Source organism: Streptomyces sp. NPDC097617 (assembly GCF_044761485.1).
Classification (GTDB): Bacteria; Actinomycetota; Actinomycetes; order Streptomycetales; family Streptomycetaceae; genus Streptomyces.
Map to the genome: position 1 here is coordinate 276409 of NZ_JBIWCL010000004.1, position 21060 is coordinate 297468.

General features: G+C 72.0%; 24 protein-coding genes and 1 pseudogene. 11 read left to right on the forward strand and 14 right to left on the reverse strand.

Going from position 1 to position 21060, the window contains the following annotated elements; translation table 11 throughout:
* Positions 1–92: 92 nt before the first annotated feature.
* On the forward strand, positions 93–368 hold the full coding sequence (locus tag ACIQZO_RS10080) for an SHOCT domain-containing protein (protein ID WP_403622875.1): 276 nt from the start codon (positions 93–95) through the stop codon (positions 366–368).
* Here the strand turns inward: ACIQZO_RS10080 and ACIQZO_RS10085 are convergent.
* Together ACIQZO_RS10085 and ACIQZO_RS10090 are read right to left on the reverse strand one after the other, a co-directional pair.
* Positions 349–867 (reverse strand): SRPBCC family protein, encoded by a 519-nt coding sequence (locus ACIQZO_RS10085; protein WP_403622878.1) that lies wholly within the window; start codon positions 865–867, stop codon positions 349–351. The two genes, ACIQZO_RS10080 and ACIQZO_RS10085, sit on opposite strands and share 20 nt — an antisense overlap.
* Positions 864–1847 carry a winged helix-turn-helix transcriptional regulator gene (locus ACIQZO_RS10090; RefSeq protein ID WP_403623378.1) on the reverse strand — a complete coding sequence of 328 codons (984 nt, stop codon included), beginning with the start codon at positions 1845–1847 and terminating at the stop codon, positions 864–866. The genes ACIQZO_RS10085 and ACIQZO_RS10090 overlap by 4 nt, the downstream gene beginning before the upstream one ends.
* A gap of 112 nt (positions 1848–1959) precedes the next feature.
* On the opposite strand from ACIQZO_RS10090, the gene ACIQZO_RS10095 reads away from it, so the two are divergent.
* Entirely contained in the window at positions 1960–2859 is a 900-nt protein-coding gene (locus ACIQZO_RS10095) for an oxidoreductase (RefSeq protein ID WP_403622881.1), read from the forward strand.
* 57 nt (positions 2860–2916) lie between these two features.
* Here ACIQZO_RS10095 and ACIQZO_RS10100 read toward each other — a convergent pair whose 3' ends face one another.
* Both ACIQZO_RS10100 and ACIQZO_RS10105 read right to left on the reverse strand, forming a co-directional pair.
* The gene (locus ACIQZO_RS10100; RefSeq protein ID WP_403622884.1) at positions 2917–3168 is read right to left on the reverse strand and encodes a hypothetical protein; all 252 of its coding nucleotides are present in this window, start codon (positions 3166–3168) and stop codon (positions 2917–2919) included.
* 58 nt (positions 3169–3226) lie between these two features.
* The gene (locus ACIQZO_RS10105) at positions 3227–3733 is read right to left on the reverse strand and encodes a hypothetical protein (RefSeq protein WP_403622886.1); all 507 of its coding nucleotides are present in this window, start codon (positions 3731–3733) and stop codon (positions 3227–3229) included.
* A gap of 229 nt (positions 3734–3962) precedes the next feature.
* Between ACIQZO_RS10105 and ACIQZO_RS10110 the strand changes: the two genes are divergently transcribed.
* Together ACIQZO_RS10110 and ACIQZO_RS10115 are read left to right on the forward strand one after the other, a co-directional pair.
* Positions 3963–4814, forward strand: coding sequence for a serine protease (locus ACIQZO_RS10110; protein ID WP_403622889.1), 852 nt, complete (start codon positions 3963–3965; stop codon positions 4812–4814).
* Between the two features lie 68 nt (positions 4815–4882).
* Positions 4883–5269, forward strand: a complete 387-nt coding sequence (locus ACIQZO_RS10115; RefSeq protein WP_403622892.1) for a toxin Doc — start codon at positions 4883–4885, stop codon at positions 5267–5269.
* 52 nt (positions 5270–5321) lie between these two features.
* Here ACIQZO_RS10115 and ACIQZO_RS10120 read toward each other — a convergent pair whose 3' ends face one another.
* From ACIQZO_RS10120 to ACIQZO_RS10160, 9 genes are all read right to left on the reverse strand, one after another.
* Positions 5322–5708 (reverse strand): hypothetical protein, encoded by a 387-nt coding sequence (locus ACIQZO_RS10120; protein WP_403623381.1) that lies wholly within the window; start codon positions 5706–5708, stop codon positions 5322–5324.
* Positions 5709–6016: 308 nt separating this feature from the next.
* Positions 6017–6934: a MurR/RpiR family transcriptional regulator gene (locus ACIQZO_RS10125; protein WP_403622895.1), complete on the reverse strand. Its 918-nt coding sequence runs from the start codon at positions 6932–6934 to the stop codon at positions 6017–6019.
* 65 nt (positions 6935–6999) lie between these two features.
* The gene (locus ACIQZO_RS10130) at positions 7000–7632 is read right to left on the reverse strand and encodes an NADPH-dependent FMN reductase (RefSeq protein ID WP_403623383.1); all 633 of its coding nucleotides are present in this window, start codon (positions 7630–7632) and stop codon (positions 7000–7002) included.
* 256 nt (positions 7633–7888) lie between these two features.
* The gene (locus tag ACIQZO_RS10135; RefSeq protein ID WP_403622898.1) at positions 7889–8230 is read right to left on the reverse strand and encodes a TcmI family type II polyketide cyclase; all 342 of its coding nucleotides are present in this window, start codon (positions 8228–8230) and stop codon (positions 7889–7891) included.
* 18 nt (positions 8231–8248) lie between these two features.
* Positions 8249–8728: an SRPBCC family protein gene (locus tag ACIQZO_RS10140; RefSeq protein ID WP_403622901.1), complete on the reverse strand. Its 480-nt coding sequence runs from the start codon at positions 8726–8728 to the stop codon at positions 8249–8251.
* A gap of 147 nt (positions 8729–8875) precedes the next feature.
* The gene (locus ACIQZO_RS10145; protein WP_403622904.1) at positions 8876–10102 is read right to left on the reverse strand and encodes a beta-ketoacyl synthase N-terminal-like domain-containing protein; all 1227 of its coding nucleotides are present in this window, start codon (positions 10100–10102) and stop codon (positions 8876–8878) included.
* A complete protein-coding gene (locus ACIQZO_RS10150; RefSeq protein ID WP_403622907.1) occupies positions 10099–11370 on the reverse strand; it encodes a beta-ketoacyl-[acyl-carrier-protein] synthase family protein in 1272 nt (423 codons plus the stop codon). Before ACIQZO_RS10150 ends, ACIQZO_RS10145 begins: the two co-directional genes overlap by 4 nt.
* Entirely contained in the window at positions 11367–11810 is a 444-nt protein-coding gene (locus ACIQZO_RS10155) for a cupin domain-containing protein (RefSeq protein ID WP_403622910.1), read from the reverse strand. Before ACIQZO_RS10155 ends, ACIQZO_RS10150 begins: the two co-directional genes overlap by 4 nt.
* A gap of 99 nt (positions 11811–11909) precedes the next feature.
* Positions 11910–13007, reverse strand: coding sequence for a SchA/CurD-like domain-containing protein (locus ACIQZO_RS10160; RefSeq protein ID WP_403622913.1), 1098 nt, complete (start codon positions 13005–13007; stop codon positions 11910–11912).
* 275 nt (positions 13008–13282) lie between these two features.
* Between ACIQZO_RS10160 and ACIQZO_RS10165 the strand changes: the two genes are divergently transcribed.
* Positions 13283–14914 carry an FAD-dependent oxidoreductase gene (locus tag ACIQZO_RS10165; RefSeq protein WP_403622916.1) on the forward strand — a complete coding sequence of 544 codons (1632 nt, stop codon included), beginning with the start codon at positions 13283–13285 and terminating at the stop codon, positions 14912–14914.
* A gap of 50 nt (positions 14915–14964) precedes the next feature.
* Here the strand turns inward: ACIQZO_RS10165 and ACIQZO_RS10170 are convergent, their stop codons facing one another.
* On the reverse strand, positions 14965–15192 hold the full coding sequence (locus ACIQZO_RS10170) for an acyl-CoA carboxylase epsilon subunit (protein ID WP_403622919.1): 228 nt from the start codon (positions 15190–15192) through the stop codon (positions 14965–14967).
* 221 nt (positions 15193–15413) lie between these two features.
* On the opposite strand from ACIQZO_RS10170, the gene ACIQZO_RS10175 reads away from it, so the two are divergent.
* The 6 genes and pseudogenes from ACIQZO_RS10175 to ACIQZO_RS10200 all read left to right on the forward strand — a co-directional run bounded on the left by ACIQZO_RS10175 (position 15414) and on the right by ACIQZO_RS10200 (position 21059).
* Entirely contained in the window at positions 15414–15632 is a 219-nt protein-coding gene (locus ACIQZO_RS10175; RefSeq protein ID WP_403622922.1) for a hypothetical protein, read from the forward strand.
* 319 nt (positions 15633–15951) lie between these two features.
* Entirely contained in the window at positions 15952–17394 is a 1443-nt protein-coding gene (locus ACIQZO_RS10180) for a glycoside hydrolase family 16 protein (RefSeq protein ID WP_403622925.1), read from the forward strand.
* 149 nt (positions 17395–17543) lie between these two features.
* Positions 17544–18056 (forward strand): pyridoxamine 5'-phosphate oxidase family protein, encoded by a 513-nt coding sequence (locus ACIQZO_RS10185; protein WP_403622928.1) that lies wholly within the window; start codon positions 17544–17546, stop codon positions 18054–18056.
* Positions 18057–18140: 84 nt separating this feature from the next.
* Entirely contained in the window at positions 18141–18977 is an 837-nt protein-coding gene (locus tag ACIQZO_RS10190; protein ID WP_403622930.1) for a class II glutamine amidotransferase, read from the forward strand.
* A 259-nt stretch (positions 18978–19236) separates the two neighbouring features.
* Positions 19237–19922, forward strand: a pseudogene (locus tag ACIQZO_RS10195) (glutathione S-transferase C-terminal domain-containing protein); the annotation flags it as partial.
* Between the two features lie 93 nt (positions 19923–20015).
* Positions 20016–21059 (forward strand): LacI family DNA-binding transcriptional regulator, encoded by a 1044-nt coding sequence (locus tag ACIQZO_RS10200; protein ID WP_403622933.1) that lies wholly within the window; start codon positions 20016–20018, stop codon positions 21057–21059.
* Position 21060 lies beyond the last annotated feature (1 nt).

The window sequence follows — 21060 nt, forward strand, 5'->3', positions numbered from 1 at the left end:
GACTGCCGCCGGCCGTACGACGACGCGCAGGGCCCTTCGGAGGAGTCTCGTCGTGAGACGAGAAGTCCGCGCTTCCGAGGAGATGACCCGAGATGGATACCTTCACCACCCTCGCGTTCGACGGGCCCGGCCCGTGGATCCTGTTCCTGCCGCTGATCTGGGCGGCCGTCGTCGTCGGTGTCGTCACCGTGCTGCGCCGTACCGTGTGGCGCGGGCGTCGCGGGGCCGTCGCCCACGGTGAGCGCTCGCCCATCGCGATCCTCGGGCGGCGCTTCGCCGCCGGGGAGATCGACGAGGACGAGTACTGGCGGCGGCTGTCCGTACTGGACGAGCAGTTCGGCCGGTCCCTCAAGGGCGGGGCGGCGTGACCCCGTCGAAGCCGGCCGCCAGGCGGGCCAGGGTCGTGCGCATCCCGGCGCGGTTGACCGCGGTGCGCCGGTCCGGGTCGGTGCCGGCGAACACCGTGCCGAGCAGCACGGTCAGGCGGGAACCGCGGCCGGTGCGCAGGTCCTGCCAGGTCTCCGTGACGCGCGTGCCGGCGCCCTCCGGTTCGAACCGGTAGCCCCAACGCGCGATCGGCAGCCCGAAGATGCCGACGTCGAAGCTGAACTCGCCCGACGCGTCCGGCGTCTGCGCCGGTGCCCGCAGGGCCTTGACGCGGCCGACCGTGAACCAGATGAACGGCCCCCTGCGGTTGAGCCCCACGAACCGGCTGCCGGGTCGGGCCGGCGGCCGGGGCACCCACACACGGCGGCATTCCGGGCTCCAACGGCCCATGTTCCGCAGGTCGGACACCATCCGGTGGACGTCCGCGGGTGCGGCGTCCACCACGATGTGCTCTTCCAGGCTCCACCGGCGCTCGGTCACGATGCCCCTCCCTGTGATCGTCCCCGCTCCACGCCCGGAGTGTAGGCAACGAGGAGGGACTCGGCGACGGAGGTACGGGCGTAGAGCACGGATCGGCCGGCCCGGTGGGCGGTGACCAGGCCCGCCTCGCGCAGAGCGCCGAGGTACTGGGACACCCCGGGGGCGGAGAGCCCCGTGCGGCGGGCCAGTTCGGTGGTGGAGGCCGGGGTCTCCAGTTCGGCCAGCAGCCGGGTCCGGGAGCGGCCCAGTACGGCGGCCAGGGCCTCGGTACTCGCGCGGGGCCTGGGCGCCCACAGCGAGCCGGTGCCGCGCGCCGGATAGGCGAGCTGCGGCGGCTCCGGGGGCATCACGCTGGTGAAGGGGACGGGCCAGACGAAGACCGAGGGGATCAGCAGCAAACCGGAGCCCGCGGTCGTGCGGGACAGGGGCCGGTGCCGGCGGGACAGACGGAGCATGTCGTCGCCCCAGCTCACCGAGGGGTGCAGGTCGCCCAAGAGGCGCACTGCCCCGTGCTCGGCGGTCTGCCGGGCCCGGTGGAAGACATCGGCGTCGAGTACCGCGCGGATCCGCGCCCAGTACGGGGCCAGGGCCAGCTCCCAGTAGGTCTCGATCTCCTCGGCGACCCGGACCATACGGGCCTGCGGCTCGGCGTACAGGGTCCGCGCGCGCGGGCCGAGCCCTCCCTGCTCCTGCCCCAGGCGGTCGAGGTCGCGGCGGACCCGGGCGGCGGGTGAGGACCGGATCCTGTCCAGTTCCTCCGTCAGGGAGGGCGCCGGCCCGCCGGGCGCCGGGTTGAGGAAGTCGGGTACGTACCCCGAGGGCGGGATCAGCTCGGCCAGCCAGCCCCGGTCGAGGCCTGCCGCGGCCAGCCGCGGCCGTACCTGCTCGATCCAGGGCCGGTGCACCAGGGGCGTGGATCCGCAGGCCAGCAGCCGGTAGCTGGGCCCGACCTCCCACATCGGCGAGACGGCGAAGCGCATCTGCGCCAGGTCACTCACGGAAAACGCCAGCTCCGCCAGCACGGCCACCCCGAGGATTCGGTCATTCCTTAATCAATGGCCTGGCAGCCTACGCCCTGGAGATCATCCCGGCATGACCTCACAGACCATCACCGCGGACAGCGCGGGTACGTGGACCCTCGGCGACCTGAAGATCAACCGGATCGGCTTCGGCACGATGCGGCTGCCCCAGACCGGTGCGGCCTTCGCGGACGACGCGGTACCCCGCGACCGCGACCAGGCGATCGGCGTGCTGCGCCGGGCGATCGAGCTCGGGGTGAACCACATCGACACCGCGGCGTTCTACTTCTCGTCGCGGCGCTCCGCCAACGAACTGATCAACGCGGCGCTGCGCCCCTACCCGGAGGACCTCGTGATCACCACGAAGGTCGGTCCGGGCCGCGACCCGTCGGGCGAGTGGTCGCACGCCACCGCCCGGGAACTGCGCGGCCAGGTCGAGGAGAACCTGCGCCAGCTCGGCCGGGACCACCTCGACGTGGTGAACCTGCGCATCGTCGGCAGCGACTCGTTCGCCGAGCGCTTCGGCGCGCTGGCCGAGCTGCGCGAAGCCGGACTCATCCGCCATCTGGGCATCTCCAACGTCAGCCCCGAGCACCTCGCCGAGGCCCGCGCCATCGCGCCGGTGGTCTGCGTGCAGAACATGTACGGGATCGGGGTGCGGCCCGAGCACGACGCGTTCGTGCGCGCCTGCGGTGAGCAGGGCGTCGCGTTCGTGCCGTTCTACTCCATCGCCGGCAGCCGGCGGGAGGGCGGAGCGGACGGCACCGAGAGCGAGGTGGTGCGTGCCGTGGCCCGGGCGCACGGGGCGAGCCCTGCGCAGGTGCGGCTGGCGTGGACCCTCCAGCGGGGTCCGCACGTGCTGGCCATTCCCGGCACGGGCGACCCTGCCCACCTGGAGGCGAACGTGGCCGCGGGCGCGCTGCGGCTGTCCGAGGAGGACCTGGCCGCCCTGGAGGCCCTGCACCACGCCTGACAGCGGCTCGGCGGCCTTGCGCACCGGGGGTGACGGGGACTCTGGCGGCGACGGCGCTCAGGGCAGGTCATCGGTCGGTGGGTCGGCCTCGTACACGTGGGGGGTGTCCCCTTCCCAGGCCAGCAGCTCGGTGCCGGTGCCGAGGACCACGTCGTCGGGGTCCGGCATGCCGGCCCGGCGCAGGAACTCGATGACGTCCTCGTCGGAGCGGGCCAGCCCCAGGGACTCCGCCCCGGTCGAGGTCCGCAGGGTCACCTGCCGGCCCCCCGACGGGAAGATCCGGTGCACGACGACGGGTGCGTGACGCATACTCCCAGCCTCGCCCCGCGGGCCCGGCCCGGCACCCCGGAGCCCCGGGCCCGCGGCCTCAGGGAGTACGGCCGGCCGCGGCGGTGCGGTCGCCCCTCGTGGGGATGCGGAACGTGGCGGGGTCGGGGTAGGTGGCCTTCTCCGCCCGTACGACGTCCTCGATCGCGGCCTTGAAGGCCGGCTCGAAGTAGTCGACGGCCAGCAGCAGCCGCAGCCCCTCGAGCGTCGGATCGAGCAGCGGGCGGGCCATCCGGGCGCCGCCGCCCGCGATGCCCGGGAAACCGGCCCTTGCGGTCGCCGGTCTCTCTCCCGCGCGCTCCTGGAGGCCGGCGGCCGCGTATCCGGCGACGGCCGCGAGTTCGGCGAGGTACTTGCGGGCCCCGAGGGCCATCTCCTCGGCTCCCTGCAGTGTCTGGACCGATCCGCCCGCCACTTTGAAGTCGTCGCTGATCCTCTTGAGGCCGCGCGCCTCGTACACGGCGCGTGCTTCCTCGAAGAGCCGCCCCGCCTCGTCGACCGCCTTCATCGCCGTCACGAGCTGGTCGATGTCGATCTCGCGCTTCACGCTGCCTCCTGGTCCGGAACTGTGCTGCCCCGACCGTAGGAGGCAAAGCACCAGGGCGGAACACCCCTGCGGCGGTCAGATCCGGGGCCCTTTTGCCCTGTCCGGAACCCATCCCCCGGCCCGCACACCAACTCCCCATGTGCTCTTGCGACTTGGGGCCACGCTCCCAACAATGCGCATGACAACCGGAGGACCTCCGGTCGCATGGTCATCAGAGGGGAACCCCCACATGAAGAAACCTCTCGTCGGCGCGTTACTCTCCCTGCTCCTGCTGGGAGCGGCGGTCACCCCTGCCGTGGCCGCGCCCACGGCGCCCACCGCGCCCACCGCCCCGGAAGCCACCGCACTCGCGGTCACCTACGCGGGCACCGTGGCGCTCAGCAACTGTTCCGGTTCCGTCGTCCGCGCGCCCGCCTCGCAGCCGAACGACCTCGCGCTCGTCCTGTCGAACGGGCACTGCCTGGAGTCGGGCTTCCCGGCGGCCGGCGAGGTCATCAGGGACCGCCCGTCCACCCGCTCGTTCTCCCTGCTCAACGCGGCCGGGTCGAAGGTCGGGACGCTCCGCGCGAGCAGGATCGCGTACGCGACGATGACCGACACCGACATCTCGATCTACCAGCTGACGCGGACCTACGCGCAGATCCAGAGCCAGTACGGCATCACGGCGCTCACCCTCAACGACGTACGCCCGGCCCAGGGTTCGGCCATCAAGGTGGTCTCCGGCTACTGGAAGCGGACCTACAGCTGCTCCGTGGACGGCTTCGCCTACCGGCTCAAGGAGGGCGACTGGACCTGGAAGGACTCGGTCCGCTACACCTCCGCCTGCAATACCATCGGCGGCACCTCCGGGTCGCCGGTGATCGACACGACGACCGGCAAGGTCGTCGGCGTCAACAACACGGGCAACGAGGACGGCGCCCGCTGCACGGTGAACAACCCGTGCGAGGTCGACCAGAACGGCAACGTGACGGTCCGCCAGGGCATCAACTACGCGCAGCAGACGTACATCGTCGTGCCCTGCATAGCCCCCGGCAACAAGATCGACCTGAACCGCCCCGGCTGCACCCTGCCCAAGCCGTAACCCCGCGCGCGTCCCCGCCCGACCCGAAAAGCCCCACGACCGGGCCTCGGGCGGGGATACTCGGACGCGTGGAACTGCACATCGATCACCGCTGGCTGCTGGAGCGGCAGGAGGCACTGTTCAAGGACGTGGCGGTGGCCGACCACTCCGCCCTGGTGGCCGCCGTGGCCCGGCACCGGGTGAACACGCCGAGCCTGGAAGTGGACGACCCCGACGCCTACTGGCGCGCGGCCGCCCTGCTCGACGCGATCGTGCTGCTCCGGCCGCTGCCCGACTCCAACGAGTACTTCGCCTACGGGGTCGCCGTCGCGTACATCGAGGCCTCCGGCGAGGCGGTGGACGCCACCTACGAGCAGTGGCGCGACCTGATCACCGACATCCGCATGCTGCGCGTCACCGTCTTCGAGGTCGCGGCCCGGCTCCGCTCCTGGCAGCCCACACAGAACTCCCGCTAGCGGACCCCGCGCCCCAAGCCCGGTCCGGCCCCCGACCCGGTCCCGGACCCGGTCAGCGCCTGCGCTGGGCCGGTGTGCCGACGAGCAGGGCGTCGGACACCAGGCGCGCACCGCGGGCGAGCCGGCTCAGCTGCTCCAGCTCGACGGCGTACATCCGGATGGAGTTCTCGATGACCGACTCGGCGATGCCCATCATGGGCAGCTCGGCGCGGCTGGTCTGGAGGGCCGTCCGCACCGCGCGCATCTCGTGCTGCAACTGGAGCTGGACGTGCCGGGCCAGGAGCGCGTGGTGGCGGGTGAGCGTCAGGTAGCCGCCGTAGCGGGCCGGGAGAAGGTCCCGCAGCCAGCGCGTGGCCGTGCGCTCCCAGTCGTGCGTACCGGGTGCCTTGACCTGCATGGGCCAGTCAGGGCTGAGGGTAAACGTGGCCGTCTGAGGCATTCTCGTCACTTCCGAGTGGTGTCGAACTCTGATCGAGACGTTCTTGGGGCGGCCTCGGCCCAGGGGTTGACCGAGGCCGCCATGGGCGCTCTGCGGGATCCGTAAGCCTGGACCGACCCGCGGTCGCGACGTGAGGAGGTTCGTCGTGCCGCGCGTGTGTTCGGGAGGACATGGGGGTCCTCCTTGGCATCTGGTGGATCCGGAGCGCCGTCGTCAGTAAACATATATACCGTCGAGTAGGCAAGGGTATGAAAAATTTCATGCACATCAAAGGCTGAATATCGCCTGGTGAAGCGGGCCGGAACGGCCTAAAGGAAGAAGCCGTGCTGGTCGGCCACGTGCTCGTAGCCCTCCAGGCGCGCCTGGGTCCGCTCCGGATCCGCATCGGCCATGGCCTGCAACAGGGCCGCGGACAGCATCCCGGGCGCCGCATACGAATCGAAGACCAGCCGGGACCCTGTTCCCGCCGTCAGCGCCACGTCCGCCTCGTCCACCAGCGGCCCCAGGGTGGGGTCCGTGATCAGGACCACCCGCAGCCCCGTACTGCGGGCGGCCCGGACGGCGGCCAGCGTCTCCTTGGCGTGCCGCGGCATGGCGAAGGCCAGCACCCAGGTCCCGCCCGCCGCCCGGGACTGGAGCAGCGCGTCGAAGGCGACGCTGCCGCCGCGGGTCACCAGACGTACATCGGGGTGGATGCGCCGGGCCGCGTACGCGAAGTACTCGGCGAGCGAGACCGAGATGCGCAGGCCCAGGACGGTCAGCGGCACCGAGGCCGCCAGCTCGCGGCCGATGTCCAGCACCTGGTCGGTGTCGGCGAGCAGCCTGCGGACGTTCTCCAGGTTCTGGATCTCGGCGTCGACGGCTTCCTGCAGCTCGTTGCGCCGGAGCTGCGCGCGGGTGCCGGGGGCGCCGGCGACCGCGCTGAGCGCGATCGGCTGGAGCACGTCGCGCAGGGCGGGGTAGCCGCTGAAGCCGAGGGAGGCGGCGAAGCGGGTCACGGAGGGCTGGCTCACGCCGACCCGCTCGGCGAGTTCGGTGATCGAGAGGAACGCGGCCTCGGTGAGGTGGTCGATCAGGTACTGGGCGATGCGGCGCTGGCCGGGAGACAGCCGGCGGCCGTCGAAGAGCGCGAGGAGCCGGTCGGCCGGAGGAAGGACCTCCTCGGACGACTGACCCCCTGGTGTGATCGCAGCCGCTTGTGCGCGCGCCTGCTGCCCCGATGACACTCGAGGGCCTCCCTAGCTGATGTCACTCGCGCCAAACATAGCTCACCCCCTGTGGCCGATGATGATCAGTCCTGGGCGCGGGAGGTCACGGGGGCGTCGGTGCGGTCGCCCAGGAACTCATACCAGCGGCGCTGGAGGCACAGGTAGCGGGTGTCGGCCTCGACCAGGTCGAGGAAGGAGCCGATCGTCGCGGTCAGCCGCTCGTCGAGGCCCCGGTCGCTCAGGCCGCCGCCGTCGGCGAACGCCTGGTGCGCGCCCGCCAGGCTGAACATGTCGGGGTAGACGCGCGCGCCGAGGTGCTCCAGCGGGACGCGCAGCGCCCACAGGCCGCGGTTGCCGCCGACCATCGAGGGCGAGGCCGAGACCAGCAGGGTCTGCTTGTCCTTGAAGGGCTGCGGGCGGTAGCGGGAGACCCAGTCGATGGCGTTCTTCAGGACGCCCGGTACGGAGGCGTTGTACTCGGGCGAGGCGATGATCAGCGCCTGCGCGGCCTCGATCCGCTCGCGCAGGGCAAGGGCCCCGCCCGGCAATCCCTCGTCGGCCTCCGCGTCCCCGTCGTACGGCGGCATCGGGAAGTCGCCGAGCGTGACGGCCTGCGCGGTGGCACCGGCCCGGGTCACCATCCCCGCGACCAGGGAGCCGAGGCGGACGTTGACCGACCCGCTCCGGGAGGACCCGGACAGGACGAGCACGTGCAGGGAACCGCGGGCCGCGGCGCCGTCGTGCGGACGGGCCGGATCGGCCGGGAAGTGGTCGCTGTCGGTCGGGTTCATGCCGTCTCCTCCTGCTCTCCGCTCCACTCGGGAACGCTCCGCCCCGCCCGGCCCTGCCGGGTCGGATCGGGTCGGGTCGGGTCGGGTCGGGTCGGATCGGGTCGGGTCGGCCCGGCTCCGGAACGGCCACGCGCGGCGGGACCCGCACACTTCGGTGTGCGGGTCCCGTCCGGGCCGCGGATCACTTCGCGCCGGAACTCTCCCAGCGGTAGAACTCGTGGGCCATGGCGTCCTTCGGGCTGCGCCAGGTGTCCGGGTTGTGCGGGCTGATGTAGGCGGTCAGCCGGTCGCTGAGGTCCCGGAACTCGGGGTGCTCGGTGACCTTCGCGATGGCCGGGCCGGGTGGCCGGTCCGACTCGATCAGGTGCAGGTAGACGTCGCCGAACTGGAACAGGCTGCGGCGCGTGACCCCCACCAGGTGCGGGAGTTCACCGGCGTCCGAGCCCGCGAAGAGGTCGGCGATGTCCGGCGCCGATCCCGGAGCCATCCGGGCGACGATGAGAGCGCTGTGCGGCTGGTTCATCCGTGCTTGCCTTTCGTCTCAGACTCGGCTGACGGCGGGGGCGCGGCCCTCGCGCTGGCGCTTCTCGATCTTGTCCCGGATGAGCGCCATCTGGATCGGCGAGTTGCGGTTGATGTTGTCGGTCATCCACGCGTCGTCCACCGGGGCCTGCGGCTTCATCGCGAAGTCCTGGGTCCACTTCATCCGGGTGCCGCCGGGCACCTTGAAGTACTGCCAGTGGATGTCCATGTGGGCGAACGGGCCGGTCTCCACCCGCCGGGCACGGACGGTGAGGCCCTTGCGGTCGACGGTCCGCTCCGAGACCCAGCTCCACACCTTGCCGTTCTCGTCGGGGTGCATGGTCAGGCGGAAGCGGGTGGTGTCGCCCTCCTCCTCGAGGATCTCGAGGGACGCGTACTCGCTGAACAGGTGCGGCCAGCTCGGGAGGTCGTTGGTCATCTCCCATACGACGTCGACGGGCGCGTTGACGGTGATCTCGTTCTCGGTGTGTCCAGGCATTTCGGGCTCCGGTCATCAGAGTGTGGTTGACGAGGTCGAGGACTTCCCGGGTCGTGCAGTGGGATCGGCGGTGATGCCGGCCTTGTTCATCAGGGCCGCCCGTTCCTCCAGGGGCAGCCGGTCGGACATCCCTGTTCTCCCTTCTTCCTACGGGCCCTTGCGGACGACGAGGGCGGAGTTCGACCCCATCCGGCCGCGGCTCAGCACGAGCGCGGTCCGCAGCTCCGCGGCGCGGGCGCTGCCGGTCACCACGTCGAGGTCGTGGCACACGTCGTAGACGTTGGGGGTCGGCGGGACGATGCCGTGCTCCAGGGCCAGGGCCGCGGCCGCCGTGTCGAGGGCGGGCGCCGCGCAGTAGGCCCTGCCGGTACCGGACTTGGGCGCCGTGACCGGCACCTTGCTCCCGTACGCACCGAGGGCTTCGGTGATGGCCGCCGCCTCGGCGGCATCGGCCTCCGGGGTCCCGATGGCGTCCGCGAAGACGACGTCGATCTCCTCGGGGGCGCAGCCGGCCTCCCGCAGGGCGCCTCGGATGGCGTGGGCCAGCCCCTCGCCGGCCGTGTCCCGTCGCCGGGTGCCGGTGAAGGTCGCGGCGTGGCCCGCCAGGACGGCCCGTACGGTGGCGCCGCGGCGGCGGGCCTCGTCCTCGTCCTCGACGACGAACATCGCGCCGCCCTCGGCGGGGACGAATCCGCAGGCCCTGTCGGTGAACGGCCGGTAGGCGCGCTCGGGATCGTCCTGGGTGCTCAGCCCCTCGTACTCCAGCTGGCAGACGATGGAGTACGGCGCGAGGGGTGCCTCCGTGGCGCCGACCAGCATGGCCCGGCTGCCCTGGCGGATCGCCCGTTCGGCGTGCGCGAAGGCGTCTAGGCCGCCGGCCTCGTCACTGCACACGACCCCGCAAGGGCCCTTCAGCCCGCGGCGGATGGAGATCTGGCCGGTGCTCGCCGCGTAGAACCAGGCGATCGACTGGTACGGGCCCACGAAGCGCGGCCCCTGTTCCCACAGGTGCTGCAGCTCGCGCTGCCCGAACTCACCGCCGCCGGATCCGGCGGCGGTGACGACGCCGACGGAGAAGGGGTCGCCCTCGTAGTCGGCCCGGCCGAGCCGGGCGTCCTCCAGGGCGAGGTCCGCCGCGGCGAGGGCGTGGTGGGTGAAGCGGTCGGTCTGGACGAGGAAGCGGTCCTCGACCATGGCGCCGGGGTCGAAGCCCCGGACCTCGCCCGCGACGCGCAGCGGCAGGTGCTCGCAGCCCGCCCGGGTGACCCGGTCCAGCACGCTGACACCGGACTGCGTCGCCTTCCAGAAGGCGTCGGCGCCCACGCCGTTGGGCGCGACGACCCCGATGCCCGTGATGACCGTACGGCTGGTCACGAGACCACCTCCTTCGGCCGGGTCATGACCACGGCGGACTGGAAGCCGCCGAATCCACTGCCCACCGACAGGACGCTGTTCAGCTTCCGGGAGCGGGCGACGCGGGGTACGTAGTCCAGGTCGCACTCGGGGTCGGGCGTCTCGTAGTTCGCCGTCGGCGGTACCACCTGGTGGGTCATGGCGAGTACGCAGGCCGCGAGTTCGATCGCGCCGATCGCGCCGAGGGAGTGCCCCACCATGGATTTGATGGAGGTCATCGGCGTCTTGTAGGCGTGGTCGCCCAGGACCCGCTTGACCGCCGCGGTCTCGTGGCGGTCGTTCTGCTTGGTGCCGGAGCCGTGTGCGTTGACGTAATCGATCCCGTCGGCGGCGACGCCGGCCTGGGCGAGGGCGGTTTCGATGGCTCGGGCCATCTCCAGTCCCTCGGCGGTCAGCCCGGTCATGTGGTGGGCGTTGCCGAAGGTGGCGTAGCCGCCGATCTCGCAGTAGACGGTCGCACCGCGGGCGCGGGCGTGTTCCAGCTCTTCGAGTACGAGGACGGCGCCGCCCTCGCCGAGGACGAACCCGTCCCGGTCGGCGTCGAACGGCCGGGAGGCGTGGGCCGGGTCGTCATTGTTCGGCGAGGTCGCCTTGATGGCGTCGAAACAGGCCACCGTGATCGGCGATATGGGTGAGTCGGAGGCGCCCGCGATGCAGACGTCCATCCGGCCCTCCGCGATGGAGTGGACGGCGTACCCGATGGCGTCGAGTCCCGAGGTGCAGCCGGTGGAGACCGTCTGGACCGGGCCCCGCGCACCCGTCTGCTCCGCGACGGCGGAGGCGAGGGTGGCGGGGGTGAACGCCCGGTGCAGGAAGGGGCCGGCCCGCTTGTGGTCCACGTCCCACCAGGAGCCGGACTGGCTCACGGCGACGTAGTCGTGCTCCAGGCGGGTGGTGCCGCCGACGGCCGTGCCGAGGGAGACTCCGGCCCGCCAGCCCTCGTCCGTGGTGAGGTCGAGTCCCGCGTCCTTCACCGCCTCCCGGGCGGCGACCAGGGCGAACTGGATGTACCGGTCCGCCCGGTCCGCCTCGGCCGGTTCGAGGCCGTGTACCGCGGGGTCGAAGTCGACCTCGGCGGCTATCCGGGAGCGGAACCCGGTCGGGTCGAAGAGGCTGATGCCACGCGTCGCCGTTCGGCCGTTGGAGAGCAGGTCCCAGAAGTCGCGGACCCCGATCCCGCCGGGCGCGACCACGCCGACGCCGGTGACGGCCACCCGCCGGCGGGTCACGAGACCGCTCCCGTGCGGTCCGGGGGCTGCTCCCACGCGGTGCCCTCCGGGTGCGGGGCCTGCTCGGTGTCCACGTGTCCGAGCTCGGGACGCGGGGCCAGCGGGCCGAGGTGGAAGACCATGCGGGCCTCGGTCTTCCCGACGTTGCGGAAACGGTGGCGGACGTTCAGCGGCACGAGCAGGCCCTGGTCGGTGCGCAGCGGGTGGGCCTCACCGTCGAGGTCGACCTCCAGGCTGCCGTTGACCACGTACACGAACTCCTCGGAGTACGGGTGGTAGTGCTCCGCGATCGACTCCCCGGGGGCCATGATCGCCAGCCCCATGAACCCGCTGGTGGAACCCACCGAGGTCGGGGTGAGCACCGCCCGCAGGTCTCCGCCTCGACGGCGGTTGGGGGGCGTCTCGCTGAGGTCCACGATGCGTGGGGGCCGTTTGGTCATGGCGGGTTCCTCCTGCGTATGGGGAGAGCCTGGCTGCGGATGGGGACGGGACGGGGGTGGAGCGGATGGGACAGGAGCGGGTCGCCGAGCCGGGCAGGCTCAGGACCCCGCGGCCGCCCGCCGGTCGGTGACCAGCTTCATCGTGTGGTCCGCCGGGCGGACCTGCCTGCCGGCCCGGACCGTCAACCGCTCGAGCACCGCCGCCTTGCGCGGTCCCGAGATGCCGTAGGTGGTCTCGGGCTCGGCGTCGAGCGCGCCCCGGACGTCGATGAGGCGGACGACGATGTCATCGCGCTGGAAGATGCTGCTGCTCCGAACGGGGCTGGCCGGGTTGAGTGCGGCCGCCTCGTCCTGCCGGGCCAGGAACCTGGCCAGAGCCACTCCGCAGCCGGGCTTGGCCGGGTAGAAGAGCGCGTGCCGCTGCACCTCGGCGGACTCGGGCTCGGGTGCGGCGATGTGGTGGACCGCCGGGAGCGCGGCGCGCATGAAGAACATGCGGGCGGACTCCGGGTCGTTCAGGTTCCGGTCCTTCTCCAGGTGCGGATTGAGCGCCTCTTCCGCGGCCCGGACCCCGGGCTGCTCGGAGACGTGGCGCAGGGCCGCCATCAGGTCGCCCTGGACCTCCACCGTGCGCACGACGCGATTGCCGTGCATGAACAGCGAGGTCCGGCAGAGCCGGGTGTGGTCGTCGACCCGGGCCTCCGGCGAGGCGTAGTTCGAGAGGATCGAGGCGACCTCCTTCTCGCTGCCCGGCTTGACGGTGAAGGTGAGGGCGTGGCGCACGATGCCCGCACCCAGCCGGGGGGTGTTCTGCAGCCGCGCCGAGGCCGGGCGGGCCGCCTGGTCATAGCCGCGGCCGGTCTCCCGCAGAACGGTGAACTTGAGCGGCCGCATGGCGCGGGCGCACGCGCCGAGCGGCTTCACCTGTTCGGCGTGGTGCTCGCTGTTGACCCATGCGAGGTACTGCGGGGCGCTCTCCCACTCACTGGTGATGAGCCATTGGGAGGGATTCTCGAAGGACTGGCACAGTTGATCGCTGATGTGGCCCGGAACCGACGCGATGTCGTGGCGGAGCTGTTCGTACGCCTCGAAGAACCGCTGCTGGGTCCCCTCGTGGAGATCCATCAGCAGGACGACCCGGAGCATGGAGCCGTCGAAGGCTGACTGCGACACCCGTTCGGACAGGGTGGTTGTCATCTACTCACTCCTTCATGAGGGGGTGGAGATCCATCGCGTACGGACCCCTCGTCCGTCACCGGTGGCGTCCGCCCGGGCCGGCGGCCGCCTGAATGGGGAACGGCAGGCCGGCGCGTCTCAGGGGGAGCCGCTGTCGCTCATCGTCATCCGGGTGGGGACGTACCGCTACATGTCAGGATCAAGCGGGTGACAACCGGCGAATCAACTGGGCGTCGTCGCGGATCGGGGGCATAAAGACTCCACTCCCCCACACAGAAAACAGGAGCCCGCAGCTGATGGAAGACAACGCCGATGTTCGCGTACCGGTTCTCGTCGTGGGCGGCTCCCTCGTGGGCCTGTCCACCTCGCTTTTCCTGAGCCGCCACGGAGTGAGGCACCTGCTGGTCGAGAAGCACTCCGGCACCTCCGCGCACCCGCGGGGCCGTGGCATCAACGCCCGGACGATGGAGCTGTTCCGCACGGCAGGGGCGGAGCGCGCGATCCGCCGGGCGGCTTCCGTCCTGGAGGGAAACCAGGGCATTCTGCAGGCCCGGTCGCTGACCGACGGCGACCACAACTGGCTGATCAAGTCGATTGATCCGTCCGGTGCGCTGGCCCGCTTCAGTCCGACCGGCTGGTGCCTGTGCAGCCAGAACAACATCGAGCCGGTGCTGGCCGAACAGAGCCGCGAGCTGGGCGCCGACGTCCGGTTCGCCACCGAACTGATGAGCTTCGACCAGGACGCCACGGGGGTGAACGCCGTGGTCAAGGACCGGGAGACCGGTGAGCACATCACCGTGCGCGCCGACTTCCTGATCGCGGCCGACGGACCCCGCAGCCCCGTCCGGGAGCAACTCCGGATCCCCCAGACGGGCAACGGCGAGCTGTTCCACAACGTGAGCGTCACCTTCCGCTCGGAGAAGCTCGTCGAGGTACTGGGTGACCTGCGCTTCATCGTCTGCTACCTGATGCGCCCGGGGGCGGACGGGGCGTTGCTGCCGGTGGACAACAAGACCCAATGGGTCTTCCACGCCCCGTGGCACCCGGAGCAGGGCGAGACCCTGGAGGACTTCACCGACGAGCGGTGCGTGGATCAGATCCGCGACGCGATCGGCGTACCCGACCTGGACGTGGAGATCGGCGGCAAGGCGCCGTGGCACGCGGCCGAACGGGTGGCGGAGCGCTATTCGTCCGGACGGGTGTTCCTGGCCGGCGACGCGGCCCACGAGATGTCGCCCACCGGGGCTTTCGGCTCCAACACGGGCATCCAGGACGCGCACAACCTGGCGTGGAAGATCGCCGCGGTACTGGAGGGCTCGGCCGGTACCGAGCTGCTCGACACCTACCAGACGGAGCGGCTTCCGGTGGCCAGGGCCACCAGTGAGCGGGCTTCCGCCCGTTCGGCGGAGCACAGCCACCCGGGGTACGCGCCCCCGCCCACCATGGGCGGCGGGCCGGGCAGCGGGGTCCTCACCACAGCGATGGGCTACTGCTACCCCTCGGGCGCTCTCGTCGGCGGCGAGCCCGGACGGCCCATCATCCCGGAGAACCTGCGACTGGTCGGCGACACCGGGACCCGGGCCCCGCACATGTGGGTGGTCAGGGCCGGTGAGCGGGTCTCCACCCTGGACCTCTACGAGCGCTCGTTCGTGCTGCTCAGCGGTGCGGGCACGCCGTGGCAGGCGGCTGCGGGGCAGGTGGCCGAAGAGCTGTCGGTCCGGCTGGACGCGTACACGGTCGGCGCCGGGCCCGATGTGGACCTGGTCCAGGACGGGCGCTCCGACTGGACGGAGGTCCACGCGATGAGCGCTCAGGGCGCCGTGCTCGTACGCCCGGACGGGTTCGTGGCCTGGCGTTCGCAGGGCGCGGTGGCCGATGCCCCGGCGACGCTGCGCGAGGTCCTCTCGACGGTGCTGCGCCGGACGTGACGACCTCGTCCCCTCTTCCGCCGGCCGTGCGTGCGGCCGGCGGAAGGGATTCAGCGGCAGGCCCAGCAACCTGCCCAGCAGCCGGCGGCGACCAGGGCCGTACGCCGGCGGCCGGGCCCGGCACCGACGGCTGCGCCGCGGCCGACCGGACCCTGGGGGCCGGCGGGTGTCCGGTGGGCGTAACACGCGACGACGACCGCGATCGCGGCCAGTTCCTCGGGGGCGGCGACGCCCCGCTCCACACGCAGCACGCTCGCTATCGGGACATCCTTCGACATCGGCACGGCCTCTCTCACGGGGGCTGCGCGTGCGCCCGGTCGCGTCGCGAGGGGCGGACCGGCTCGGCTCCGACGCGGGCGGCACACGGGTGGCTCGGCGCGCTGACGGGACGTGTTCCGCGTGAGCGAACCGGCCGGCGGACTCCGGTGGGAGCACCGGGAGCCCTGTCGCGACCGACGCTACAAGAGCGTGTCGCGCGCGGCACGCCGGACCGGCCGTGATGACCGGTCACCGGCCGCTGCTGTGCCGGGGCTGCGCCGGCAACCTGTACGCCGTCTGCACCATGGACCACGCGGGCGGGAACAGGGTCGGGCAGTGGGAGGTCGACCACGAGGTGCCCGTCCCGTGCCCGTTGGCCGGTCTGCTGCCGCTCACCGGGACGGCCGCCTCGGTGCACGACCTGCCCGGAGCCGAAGAGGTGATCGGTCCGCCGCCGTGAGACATGGCCGGTTGGTCCGTACGGGTGAGCGCCGTGCGGCCATCGGCCATGAGCCATCGGCCGACCGCCATCCGTCGCCGTCCGTCGAGCGGCGCGGAACGGGCTCTGGTCGACGGCATCACCGTCGACCAGAGCACTCTCGTGTTCATTGTTTGAACTCCCCTTCCCTGTAAGCGCTTTCCCGGTTCAATCTCTTGACGGCCCGTGAGGGCGCGGAGGACAGTGTCCAGCGGCGCCGTTCTGAGAGCGCTCTCAGAACGGCCGACCCGCTGACCCTTCCCCCCGCACCGCGCCTCGGCGCGCTTCAGAGAGGGCACGCATGCACGAGATATCCGACAGGAAGCGACCGACGGTCCGGCGGGCCGTCGCGGCCGCACTCGGCACGGTCGTCGTGGTCGCGGCAGCCGCCGCGGCCATCGCCCTGCCCGCGAGCGCCGCGGCTCCCCCCACGCCCACCGGCTGGTCCCGGGTGTTCCTGGACGACTTCGACGGGGCCGCCGGATCCGGGGTGAACACCGCCGACTGGCAGTACACCACCGGCACTTCCTACCCCGGCGGACCCGCCAACTTCGGTACGGGCGAGATCGAGACGATGACCGCCGACCCCTCCAACGTCTCCCTCGACGGGGCGGGCAACCTGCGCATCACCCCGCGCCGGGACGCGGCCGGCAACTGGACCTCCGGCCGCGTCGAGACCCGGCGGGCCGATTTCGAGCCCCCGGCGGGCGGCAAGCTCCGCAGCGAGGCCCGCATCCAGATGCCGAACGTGACGGGCCCGGCCGCCAAGGGGTACTGGCCGGCGTTCTGGATGCTCGGCGCCCCCTACCGGGGCAACTGGTGGAACTGGCCGGGCATCGGCGAGATCGACATCCTGGAGAACGTCCAGGGCCTCAACAACGTCTGGGCGACCCTGCATTGCGGCACGACCCCCGGCGGCCCCTGCAACGAGACCTCCGGCATCGGCGGGCAGCGCGCCTGCCCCGGCGCCACCTGCCAGGCGGGCTTCCACACGTACGCCGTCGAGTGGGACCGGTCGACGGCGGTCGAGGAGATGCGCTTCTACGTGGACGAGTTCAACTTCCATACGGTGCGCGCCAACCAGGTGGACGCGACGACCTGGACCAACGCCACCAACCACGGCTACTTCATCATCCTGAACGTCGCGATGGGCGGCGGCTTCCCCGACGCCTTCGGCGGTGGGCCCGACGCGGGCACCCAGCCCGGGCACTCCATGATCGTGGACTACGTGTCCGTCCTCCGCTCCACCGGCGGCACCATCCCGCCGACCACCCCGCCCACCACTCCCCCGACGACGCCGCCGACCACCCCGCCCACCACCCCTCCCGGTCAGCGCGACGCGTACAGCACGATCCAGGCCGAGTCCTACGACGGCCAGGCGGGCGTGGCCAAGGAGAGCACCACGGACAGCGGCGGCGGCCAGAACCTCGCGGCGATCGGCAACGGCGACTGGGCGCTGTTCCGGGGCGTGGACTTCGGGTCCGCCCCGGCCCGGCAGTTCTACGCACGCGTGGCGAGCGGCGCGGCCGGCGGGGTCAGCGGCCTGGTCGAGGTACGGCTCGACAGCCCGGGATCGGCCCCGATCGGCAGCTTCTCGATCGCGGCCACCGGCGGCTGGCAGAGCTGGCGCACGGTGCCGGCGAACATCGCGGCGGTCACCGGCACCCACGACGTCTACCTGACCTTCGCGAGCGGCCAGCCCGCCGACTTCGTGAACGTCAACTGGTTCGACTTCGGTCACTGATCACGGCCCGCGGGGCCCCGGCGTCGTCCATGCGGCAGTCCGCGTGGACGACGCCGCGCGTCCGGTGGACGGCCGGGGCGGCGCGGGACAGGCTGGTGGCCGACCGCGGCAAGAGGCCGCAGCAGGAGGCCGCAGCAGGAGGAGCGCCCATGCCCGAGGAAGAGCCCCGCGCCGAGCTGGACGCGCGCTACAGCGACGAGCAGGCCACCGCGGTGCCGTGGCGGGAGGCCGCCGGCCGGCTGGCCGCGGCGGAGCTGTACTGGCTGACGACCGTACGCCCCGACGCGCGGCCGCACGTCACCCCGCTGATCGGCGTATGGGCGGACGGTGCGCTGCATTTCTGCACCGGGCCCGAGGAGCGCAAGGCCAAGAACCTCCGCCGCAACGCGCACGTCGTCCTCACCACCGGCACCAACACCCTGCACGAGGGATTCGACCTGGTCGTCGAGGGTGTGGCGACCCGGGTCACGGATCCCGAGCGGCTGCGCCGGCTCGCCACCGCCTGGGAGGCGAAGTACGGCGCCGAGTGGCACTTCGACATCGGCGACGGCGGGTTCGTGAACCCCGACGCGGGCGAGGCGGTGGTCTTCGCGGTGCGCCCGAGCACGGCCTTCGGCTTCGGCAAGGGCGGGTACAGCCAGACGCGCTGGCTCTTCTCCTGACCCGCCGCCGCGGACAGCCCGTCCACCGGGAACCGCGACGTCAGTGGGGTTAGGCTCGGAGCAGTCGCGAAGGGGATGGTGCGCATGTGCCGGTGGCTCGCCTACTTGGGTTCGCCCATGCTCCTCGACACCGTGCTCTACCGCCCGGAGCACTCGCTGATCAACCAGAGCCTCCGTTCCCGGATGGGCGCGGAACCGACCAACGGCGACGGTTTCGGCATCGGCTGGTACAGCGCGGACGGAGACGGCACCCCGGCGGTCTTCCGGGACGTCGGCCCGGCGTGGAACAGCCGCAACCTGCAGGAGCTCGCCGCGCACGTCCGCTCGCCCCTGTTCTTCGCGCACGTCCGCGCCTCGACGGGTTCGGCGATCCAGCAGTCCAACTGCCACCCGTTCCGCCACGGCCGCTGGCTGTGGATGCACAACGGGGCGATCGCGGACTTCCACCGGCTGCAGCGCGACCTCTGCATGGCCGTCGATCCGGCGCTCTTCCCGTGCATCGAGGGGTCCACGGACTCCGAGGTGATGTTCTACCTGGCGGTCACCTTCGGGCTCGACCAGGACGTCCCGGGTGCGGTGGCCAGAATGGCGGGGCTGGTGGAGCGCCTCGGCAAGGAGCACGGCGTGCCCGAGCCGCTCCAGATGACGGTGGCGGTCAGTGACGGCGCGCGGGTCTGGGCCTTCCGCTACTCCAGCCAGGGGAAGTCCCGGTCGCTGTACTACAGCAGCAGGGCCGAGACCGTCCGGCACCTGCATCCGGAACTGCCCTACCTCAGAGAGGTCTCGGACGAGACCCGCCTGGTGGTCTCCGAACCGCTCGGTGATCTGCCCGGCGTGTGGAACGAGCTACCCGAGAGCAGCTACGCGGTGCTCCCCTCCGGTCCCGACGCCGACTACCTGCCCTTCCTGCCCGAGCTCTGACCCGTGCGGCCGATCCGGCCCGACCCCCCTTCCTGCCCTGCCCGGCCCGATCCGGGCTGCGGCGTAGCGGGCGAGCCCGCGGGTATCCGCCTGTCCGTAGGGCATGCCCGGTGTCACCGTCCGCGCCCGGCTCGGGGCGGACCGTAGCAGTACAGGGAAGGCAGGGCCTGACGTGAGTCATGTGCAGCGCGGCGCCGCCTACGCGCGCGACAGCCGGTACATCACCACCCGGATCACCGCGGACGGGCGAGAGGGCCGGGGCATCACGGTGCCGGCGATCGTCGACGTGCCGACCGGGAAGGTGGTGACCAACGCCTTCGCGCAGATCACGATCGACATGTCGCTGCAATGGTCTGCGTACCATCGCGAGGGCGCCCCGGCGCTCTACCCGCCGGAGCTGCGGGCGGAGATCGACGCCGTGAACGAGGCCGTGTACACGGAGGTCAACAACAGCGTCTACCAGGCCGGGTTCGCCGGGTCCCAGGAGGCGTACGACTCGGCGTACGAGCGGCTGTTCGCCCAGCTCGACCGGCTCACCGAGCGGCTCGCGGCCTCCCGTTACCTGGTCGGCGACACATCACCGAGGCGGACGTACGGCTGTTCACCACCCTCGTGCGCTTCGACGCCGTGTACCACAGCCACTTCAAGTGCAACCGGCAGAAGCTGTCGGAGATGCCCGTGCTGTGGGCCTACGCCCGCGACCTGCTCCGGACCCCCGGGCTCGGCGACACCGTGGACTTCGACCACATCAAGCGTCACTACTACCTGGTCCACGAGGACATCAACCCGACCGGCGTCGTGCCCGCCGGACCGGACCTGTCGGGGTGGCTCGAACCGCACGACCGGGCGGCCCTGGGCGGACGCCCCTTCGGCGACGGCGCACCGCCCGGACCGGTCCCTGCCGAGGAGGCCGTCCCGTCGGGTTCGAGTCCGCTCTCGCCCTGACCCCCCACCCGGGAGCGATCACCGGTTACGCTGCTGTCCGGCGAGGGGCCGCGGCGTGCGACCGCCCGTCCGTGGACCCGTGGAGGAGCACCCGTGACCGAGCCGCGTCCCGACAGCCGTCCCACTCTGGAGGCCGTCGCGGCGCACGCCGGGGTCTCGCGGGCCACCGCGTCCCGCGTGGTCAACGGCGGTGACGGGGTCCGCGCGCACCTCGTGGACCGGGTGCGTACGGCGATCCACGAGCTGGGATACATCCCCAACCACGCGGCCCGCACCCTGGTCACCCGGCGCACCGGGGCCGTGGCCGTCATCATCCCCGAGCCGGAGATCCGGATCTTCTCGGACCCGTTCTTCTCCCGCCAGGTCCGCGGCATCTCGAAGGAGCTGACCGCGCACGACACCCAGCTGGTCCTGCTGCTGGTGGAGAACCGCGGCGACTACGACCGGATCGAGCGCTATCTGGCGGGCGGCCACGTCGACGGGGCCCTCGCCTTCTCCCTGCACACCGACGATCCGCTGCCCGCCATCACCCGCCGCCTCGGCATTCCCACGGTCTTCGGCGGCCGCCCCGGCTGGACGGCCGGGCCCGCGGAGCACGACGGCGTGGCCTATGTGGACGCCGACAACCGCGGGGGCGCGCGGGAGGCCGTGCGCTACCTGCTGGCGCAGGGCCGGCGGCGGATCGCGCACATCGCCGGGCCGCTCGACCAGACATCGGCGGCCGACCGGCTGAGCGGCTACCGGGACGCGCTCGCGGCCGCCGGGCCCGAACTGTTCGCCGAAGGGGACTTCACCCCGGCGGGCGGAGCCCGCGCGATGGCGGAACTCCTGGACCGGGACGCCGGGATCGACGCCGTCTTCGCCGGGAACGACCTGATGGCGACCGGCGCGCTGCGCGTGCTGCGGGAGAGCGGCCGGACGGTGCCGCAGGACGTGGCCCTGGTGGGCTTCGACGACGCCGAGCCGGTGGCGGAGAGCGCCGACCCGCCGCTGACGACCGTACGTCAGGACATAGAGGGCATGGGCCGGTTGATGGCACGGCTGCTGATGGACAGGCTGGCCGGCGGTCCGGACGAGCGGACCGTGCCCCGTCCGGTGATCACGGCTACGGCTCTGGTGCGGCGCGCGTCGGCCTGAC